Raw genomic sequence first — 8147 nt, forward strand, 5'->3', positions numbered from 1 at the left:
ATGCTTCCGGCTCTATGGGTTGCCAAAACAGGCCTGTCCGCCCAGGACACCAACCTGACTACCATTTCCAACAACCTGGCCAACGTCTCGACCACGGGTTTCAAACGCGATCGCGCCGAGTTCCAGGACCTGCTCTACCAGATCAAACGCCAGCCTGGCGCCCAGTCGACCCAGGACAGCGAACTGCCGTCGGGCCTGCAAGTGGGTACTGGTGTGCGCATCGTCGGCACGCAGAAGAACTTCAACGCCGGCAGCCTGCAAACCACCGAGCAGCCGCTGGACATGGCCATTAACGGCCGGGGCTTCTTCCAGATCCTGCAACCGGACGGCACCACGGCCTACACCCGTGACGGCACCTTCCACCTGGACTCCAACGGCCAGATCGTTACGGCCAACGGCTACGCGCTGGAGCCGGCCATTGTCGTGCCGGCCGACGCCAAGACCTTCACCGTGGGCCAGGACGGCACCGTGTCCATCACCATCGCCGGCAACCCGGCCGCCCAGGTGATCGGCAACCTGCAGACCGCCGACTTCATCAACCCGGCCGGCCTGCAAGCCGCCGGTGGCAACCTGTTCATGGAAACCGCCGCCAGCGGCGCGCCGCAGATCGGCACCCCGGGCCTGAACGGCTTTGGCCTGACGCTGCAAAACACCCTGGAAACCTCCAACGTCAGCACCGTGGAGGAGATGGTCAACATGATTACCACCCAGCGTGCCTACGAGATGAACTCCAAGGTGATTTCCACCGCCGACCAGATGCTCTCGTTCGTAACGCAGAATCTGTAATCAGTCTTTAAGGCGCCCGTGAGGGGGCCAGCTACACCGTGAGGAAGGGTCATGAATCGGTTTGTGTGTGTGCTTGCATTGAGTGGGGCCGTGGTGCTCGCGGGCTGTGTCGCGCCGCCGCCAAAGCCCAATGACCCTTACTACGCGCCGGTGTTGCCGCGCACCCCTTTGCCTGCGGCGGCCAATAACGGTTCGATCTACCAGGCCGGTTTCGAGCAGAACCTGTACGGCGACCGCAAGGCGTTCCGGGTCGGTGACATCATCACCATCACCCTGAACGAGAAGACCCAGGCCAGCAAAAACGCCAACTCCCAATTGGCCAAGAACAGCAAGACCGGCATTGGCCTGACGTCGCTGTTCGGTGGCGGGCTGAACACCAATAACCCGGTGGGCGGTGGCGATTTGAGCCTGGATGTGGGCTATAGCGGCGACCGCGCCACCAAGGGCGATAGCAAGGCCGGGCAGGGCAACAGCCTGACCGGTTCGATCACCGTGACCGTGGCCGATGTGCTGCCCAACGGCATCATTGCGGTACGCGGCGAGAAGTGGATGACCCTCAACACCGGCGATGAGCTGGTGCGTATAGCCGGGCTGGTGCGTTCCGACGACATTGCTACCGACAACACGGTGTCCTCGACCCGGGTTGCCGACGCGCGCATCACGTACTCGGGCACCGGCTCGTTCGCCGACGCCAGCCAGCCGGGCTGGTTCGACCGGTTCTTCCTCAGCCCGCTGTTCCCTTTCTAGGTGATGAAACGTCCCATGCGCAATTTCAAGCACCTGCTGGCGGCCCTGTTGTTGACGGGCATTCCCTTGGCCGCTCACGCCGAGCGGCTCAAGGACATCGCCAGTATTTCGGGCGTGCGTTCCAACCAATTGATCGGCTATGGCCTGGTGGTGGGGCTCAACGGTACGGGCGACCAGACCACCCAGACCCCGTTTACCCTGCAAACCTTCAACAACATGCTCTCGCAGTTCGGCATCAAGGTGCCGCCGGGCTCGGGCAACGTGCAGTTGAAGAACGTCGCGGCGGTGTCTATCAGTGCCGACCTGCCGGCGTTCGCCAAGCCGGGCCAGCAAGTGGATATCACCGTGTCCTCCATCGGTAACTCCAAGAGCCTGCGCGGCGGCACGCTGCTGATGACGCCGCTCAAGGGCATCGACGGCAACGTCTACGCCATCGCCCAGGGCAACCTGGTGGTGGGCGGGTTCGACGCCGAGGGCCGTGATGGTTCCAAGATCACCGTCAACGTCCCGTCGGCCGGGCGCATCCCGGGCGGTGCTTCGGTGGAGCGTGCGGTGCCCAGTGGTTTCAACCAGGGCAACAGCCTGACGCTGAACCTCAACCGTTCCGACTTCACCACCGCCAAGCGCATCGTCGACAAGATCAACGACATGCTCGGCCCGGGCGTGGCCCAGGCCATCGATGGCGGCTCGATCCGCGTGACCGCGCCCCTGGACCCGAGCCAGCGCGTGGACTACCTGTCGATCCTGGAAAACCTCGAGGTCGACCCGGGCCAAGCGGTGGCCAAGGTCATCATCAATTCGCGTACCGGCACCATTGTTATCGGGCAGAACGTCAAGGTTTCGCCCGCCGCGGTCACCCACGGCAGCTTGACGGTGACCATCACCGAAGACCCCATCGTCAGCCAACCCGGCCCGCTGTCCAACGGCCAGACCGCCGTGGTGCCGCGCTCGCGGGTCAATGCCCAGCAAGAAGCCAAGCCGATGTTCAAGTTCGGCCCGGGCACCACCCTCGATGAGATCGTGCGGGCGGTGAACCAGGTCGGCGCAGCGCCAGGTGACTTGATGGCGATCCTTGAAGCCCTGAAACAGGCCGGCGCCTTGCAAGCCGACCTGATCGTGATTTGAGGCCCAGCCATGGATATTCGTAAGAGCGGTGTGGTGTCGAGCCAGGATTCGGGGGCCTATTCGGACCTCAATCGCTTGAACCAGCTCAAGGTGGGCGACAAGAACAGCGACGGCAACCTGCGCAAGGTGGCCCAGGAATTCGAATCGCTGTTCATCAACGAGATGCTCAAGTCCATGCGCAAGGCCACCGACACCCTGGGCCAGGACAACCCGCTCAACACCGCGGCGGCCAAGCAGTACCAGGAAATGTACGACCAGCAACTGGCGGTCTCGATGTCCCGCGAGGGCGGCGGCATCGGCCTGGCCGATGTGCTGATGCGCCAGATGTCCAAAGAAAAAAACCTCAAGCCCGCCGATGGCTCCGGCCTGACCTCGGGCACCGAGGCCCCGGCCGTTGTGGCGGTGCCCACGCCGATTGCCGCCGGCACCACTGCTGACGGGCCGCTGGGCCGGGTCAATGGCCAGCGGCCGTTGTGGGCCTCGCGCGCCGAGCACACGGTGGCCGCCAGCGGCGAGACGGGCAGCGTGCGCAACGACATGGCGCTGCTCAACCAGCGGCGCCTGGCTTTGCCGCCGAAAATGGCCGATCGCCTGCTGGCCGGGATCGTCCCGTCCGCCAGCGCTGCGGCTCACACCGCGTTGCCGGAGCGCGCCACGGCCGCCGCCGATGGCGTGGTCAAGGGCGACTGGCCAGCGGCGCGCAGCTTCGCCGCGCCTGGGGGGCGTATGCAGGTCTACGGCCGGGCCGTGGCCCAGCCACCGCTGGCGCCGGCGCGCAAGGCGTTCGATTCGGCGGATCAGTTTGTCGCCACCATGTTGCCCATGGCCCAGCAGGCGGCGGATCGCATCGGCATCGACCCACGTTACCTGGTGGCTCAGGCCGCCCTGGAAACCGGTTGGGGCAAGTCGGTCATGCGCCAGCAGGACGGCAGCAGCAGCCACAACCTGTTCGGCATCAAGGCCACGGGCAATTGGAAGGGCGACCAGGCCCGTGCCATCACCAGCGAGTTCCGCAATGGCGCGATGGTCAAGGAGACGGCGGCGTTCCGTTCCTATGACTCCTATCAGGACAGCTTCCACGACCTGGTGACCTTGTTGCAGAGCAACAATCGTTATCAAGAAGTGCTGAAGTCGGCCGATAACCCGGAACAGTTTGTGCGTGAGTTGCAAAAGGCCGGTTATGCCACCGACCCGAACTATGCGAGCAAGATCTCGCAGATTGCCAAGCAGATGAAGAGCTACGAAAACTACGCTTCGGCGAGTGTTACCACGACTTTATAAGGTTTGAGCCATGAGTTTGATCAACATCGGGATGTCTGGGCTCAACGCGAGCCAGTCAGGTTTGGCGACCGTTGGTAATAACATTGCCAACGCCAACACTGCTGGCTACTCGCGCCAGTCGAACGTGCAGGTCAGCTCGGCCTCGAACCAGTTCGGCAACGTCTTCATCGGCAGCGGCACGACCCTTGCCGACGTGCGCCGGATCTACAACTCCTTCCTTGATAGCCAGTTGCAGACCACCACGGCCCTGAGCAGCGACGCCAAGGCGTACCTGGACCAGATCGGCTCCGTGGACAAACTGCTCTCGGACAAGACCACCGGCATCACCACGGCCCTGAGCGGCTTCTTCTCCGCCCTGCAGACCTCGGCGGCCACCCCGGACAACGTCCCGGCCCGGCAATTGCTGCTCACCAGCGCCGAGACCCTGAGCAACCGTTTCAACTCCATCGCCTCGCAGTTGAACCAGCAGAACGAAGGCATCAACAGCCAACTGGGCACCTTGACCAGCCAGGTCAACCAGTTGACCTCGTCCATTGCCGCGCTGAACCTGCAGATCTCGCAGTCGAGCACCGGCGGCAGCGGCCCGGCCAACCTGCTCGATGCCCGTAACGAAGCGGTGCGCTCGCTCAACGAACTGGTGGGCGTCAAGGTTCACGAGCGTGATGGCAGCTACGATATTTCCCTGGGCACCGGCCAGTCCCTGGTATTGGGCAGCATCGCCAATACCTTGTCGGCGACGCCATCGACCAACGATAAGAACCAGTACAACATCTCGATCAACTACGGCCAGACCAGCGCCGACATCACCTCGGTGGTCACCGGCGGCAAGATCGGCGGCTTGGTGCGTTATCGCGATGAAGTGCTGGCACCGGCCATGAACGACCTGGGCCGCACTGCGATGGTGGTGACCGGGGCGGTCAACACCCAGTTGGGCCAGGGCCTGGACGCCAACGGTGAGTTCGGTACGTCGTTGTTCAACAACCTCAACAGCGCCACGGCCATTACCCAGCGCAGCCAGGGTGCTACGACCAACAGCGCCGGCTCCGGCAACCTGAACGTCAGCATCAAGGACACCAGTGCGCTGTCGGTGTTCGACTACAAAGTGACCTTCAGCAGCCCGACGGCCTACAGCGTCACCCGCTCGGACGGCAAGGCCATGGGCTCGTTTGACTCCGCGTTGCCGGCGCCCAACCCGCCGCTGGTGTTCGACGGTGTTTCGTTGGCGCCGGATGGCGCCGGGCCCATGCAGGCCGGTGACAGTTTCACCGTGTCGCCGACCCGCTCGGGCGCCAGCAACATTGGCGTGCAATTGACCGATGCCAACAAATTGGCGTTTGCTGGCCCATTGGTGGCCACCAGCACTGGCAACGATGGCACCGGCATCATGGATGCGCCGTCCTTGACCCTGCCCCTGGACATCTACGGCGGCGCGGACCTGGCGCAACAGCGCATCGGCATCGAACACGCCATGCCGGTCAAGATCGCCTTCGGCAAACCGGACCCGCTCACGGGCACCCAGAGCTACAAGGTGTTCGACTCCAAAGGCGCGGACATCGGCAGTGGCAGCATCATTCCAGGGCAAAAGAACGCGCTGACCATCAACGTACCGATGCGCGATGCAACCGGCGCGCCGATGCTCGATGCCGCCTCGCAGCCACGGACCTTTGCCTTCAACACGGCCATCAGCGGTGCCCCCGCCGACGGCGACGGCTTTACCGTCAAGTTCAACGCCGAAGGTAAGTCGGATAACCGCAACGCCAACGCCATGCTGGAGTTGCAGAACAAGCCCACGGTGGGCATCAGCAACGGCAATGCCGGGTTCAGCATCACCAGCTCTTACAGCCGTTTGGTCGAGCAGGTGGGTGCCAATGCCAGCAAGGCCGGCGTCGACAACGCGGCCAATAACGCCATCCTGACCAGCGCCAAGGCTGCGCGTAACTCGGTGTCCGGGGTCAACCTGGAAGACGAAGCCTCCGATCTGCTCAAGTTCCAGCAGTACTACACGGCGTCGTCGCAAATCATCAAAGCCGCGCAAGAAACCTTCAGCACGCTGATTAACAGTCTTTAAGGGAGTCGTCGACGATGCGCATTTCTACCGCCCAGTATTTTGAGTTCACGGCGAACAAGTATTCCGACAACTTCTCCAACGTGGTCAAGACCCAGGAGCAGGTCACTTCCGGCGTGCGCCTGCAGTCGGCCGCGGATGACCCGGTGGGTGCGGCCAAGTTGCTGCTGCTGCAACAGCAGCAAAACATGCTGACCCAGTACAACGGCAATATCGGCAGCTTGAAGAACAGCCTGGCCAACGAAGAAAGCGTGCTGGTGAGCATCAACGATGCCATTCAGCGTGGCCGTGAGCTGGCGCTCAAGGCCGGTGGTTCGGGCGGTGCGGGTATCAGTGATGCCGATCGCAAGTCGATTGCCGGTGAAATCGGCGAGTTGGAAAAACAGGTCCTGAGCCTGCTCAACACCAAGGATTCCGCGGGCCAGTACATGTTCTCCGGCTCCAAGACGTCGACGCCGCCCTATGTGTTGAACAACGATGGCAGCTACAGCTATCAGGGCGACGAAACCGAGCTGAGCCTGCAAGTGTCGGACACGCTGAAAATCGCCAGCAACGACACCGGCAAAAACATTCTGGAAGTGGCGATCAACTCCGGCCGCACCCAAGTGGTGAAGGACCCGCTGTCGGTCAATGACGACAAGGTGTTGATTTCGGCCGGCCTGATGACCTCCACCAATGCCTATACCAAGAGCTTCGCTTCCGACGAGCCGTACACGGTGCATTTCACCAGCAGCACCCAGTACACCGTGAAAGGGGCCAGCGGGGCGGACGTGACCTCGGAGATTCCGGGCAATGGCCTCTTCGACGCGAAGAAGGAAGGGGCCTCGAGCATTGAGCTGCGTGGCGTGAAGTTCGACATCAGCCTGAACCTCAAGGACACCGATATCGACCCGGATGCGGCCGTCAAGGACCATATCTTCCAGCTTGCGACCAAGCCGGACAGTTTCAACGTCTCGCGCACGCCCAGTAACACCTCCACGGCCCAGGTCACGGGTGCGGCGGTGGATAACAAGGCCGACTATGTGGCCGGGTTCCCCAGTGGCGGCGCGGTCATCAAGTTCACCACGGCCCCGGATTACAAGGTCTACGCCCAGCCTTACGGGCCCGACAGCAAGCCCATTGCCGATGGCACCATGACGGGCAGCTCGATTACGGTCGCGGGCGTCAAGTTCGAGATCAGTGGCGTTCCCGAAAACGGCGACCAATTTGCCGTAGGTTCCGATAGCCACCGCAGCCAGAGCGCACTGGACACCCTGGCGCAGTTGCGCAAGGCCCTGGAAGTGCCCACCGATGGTGACGTATTGGCCCAGGCCAAGCAAAAGGACGCCGTGGATGCCGCTATCTCCAACCTGGCCAACGCCAGCACCCAGGTAGACACCGTGCGCGGCGCTATCGGCTCGCGCCTCAATTCCCTGACCATCCAGGAGACGGAAAACACCAGCCAGACCCTGGCCAACAAAAGCTCCCAATCGGCCATCGCGGACACCGACATCGGCACCGCCTCCATCGACCTGGCGTTCCAGCAGGCGATGCTGCAAGCCTCGCAACTGGCGTTCGTGAAAATCTCCCAGTTGAGCCTGTTCAACAAGCTCTGACCCTTCGCGTGACGCACCACTGCCGGCCGGCCCTGACACCAGGGCTGGCCGGTTTTGTTCTGGGCGTTGCGATACTCACCTCCTCCCGGTGAAAGAGCTTCTGTGTGAGGAGCCTCTGTGGGAGCGGCCGGGCGGTGCTCCGCTCGCCCGCGATTGGGCCGTCATGCACCTCTGGCGGCAGCCGCCCTGCCGCCATCTCCGCTAAGGGCCTGAACAGTCGTAGGCCGATTCCCACTTATCGCGTCCGTTTAGTCTGATTTCTAGCCGGAATCGGCGTCGTTACCATCGCGCCTTGCTTGTTTGCGAGGTTGAAATGATGGAGACACTCCTATGGCGTGAGCTGCTTTCCCAGCGTAACCGCCTGCTGCAACTACACACCGTGCTGACCGATGCCTTGCTGGTGGCACGGTTTCAGGGCACCGAGGCGATCAATCAGGACCTGGCGTTCACCCTCGACTGCCTGAGCCCTGCCGCTTCTCTGGATATCGAGCAATTGCCGGGCACGGCCGTGACCCTGCAACTGGCCCTCAACGATGGCCGCGCCCGCA

Annotated in this window: 7 protein-coding genes; all 7 read left to right on the forward strand. The window is 62.8% G+C overall.

Going from position 1 to position 8147, the window contains the following annotated elements:
* On the forward strand, positions 1-786 hold the full coding sequence (flgG, locus tag AC19YT_RS10170; RefSeq protein ID WP_095106970.1) for a flagellar basal-body rod protein FlgG: 786 nt from the start codon (positions 1-3) through the stop codon (positions 784-786).
* 51 nt (positions 787-837) lie between these two features.
* The gene (gene flgH, locus AC19YT_RS10175; protein WP_095106972.1) at positions 838-1533 is read left to right on the forward strand and encodes a flagellar basal body L-ring protein FlgH; all 696 of its coding nucleotides are present in this window, start codon (positions 838-840) and stop codon (positions 1531-1533) included.
* 15 nt (positions 1534-1548) lie between these two features.
* Positions 1549-2658 (forward strand): flagellar basal body P-ring protein FlgI, encoded by a 1110-nt coding sequence (locus tag AC19YT_RS10180; RefSeq protein ID WP_095106974.1) that lies wholly within the window; start codon positions 1549-1551, stop codon positions 2656-2658.
* Between the two features lie 9 nt (positions 2659-2667).
* On the forward strand, positions 2668-3939 hold the full coding sequence (flgJ, locus tag AC19YT_RS10185; RefSeq protein WP_095106976.1) for a flagellar assembly peptidoglycan hydrolase FlgJ: 1272 nt from the start codon (positions 2668-2670) through the stop codon (positions 3937-3939).
* A gap of 10 nt (positions 3940-3949) precedes the next feature.
* A complete protein-coding gene (gene flgK, locus AC19YT_RS10190) occupies positions 3950-6007 on the forward strand; it encodes a flagellar hook-associated protein FlgK (protein ID WP_500610178.1) in 2058 nt (685 codons plus the stop codon).
* 14 nt (positions 6008-6021) lie between these two features.
* Positions 6022-7599 (forward strand): flagellar hook-associated protein 3, encoded by a 1578-nt coding sequence (locus tag AC19YT_RS10195; protein WP_500610179.1) that lies wholly within the window; start codon positions 6022-6024, stop codon positions 7597-7599.
* A gap of 313 nt (positions 7600-7912) precedes the next feature.
* Positions 7913-8147: hypothetical protein (locus AC19YT_RS10200; protein WP_500610180.1), on the forward strand; the 235-nt coding region annotated here is incomplete at its 3' end.

It is taken from the genome of Pseudomonas sp. MF08875, from assembly GCF_059862525.1.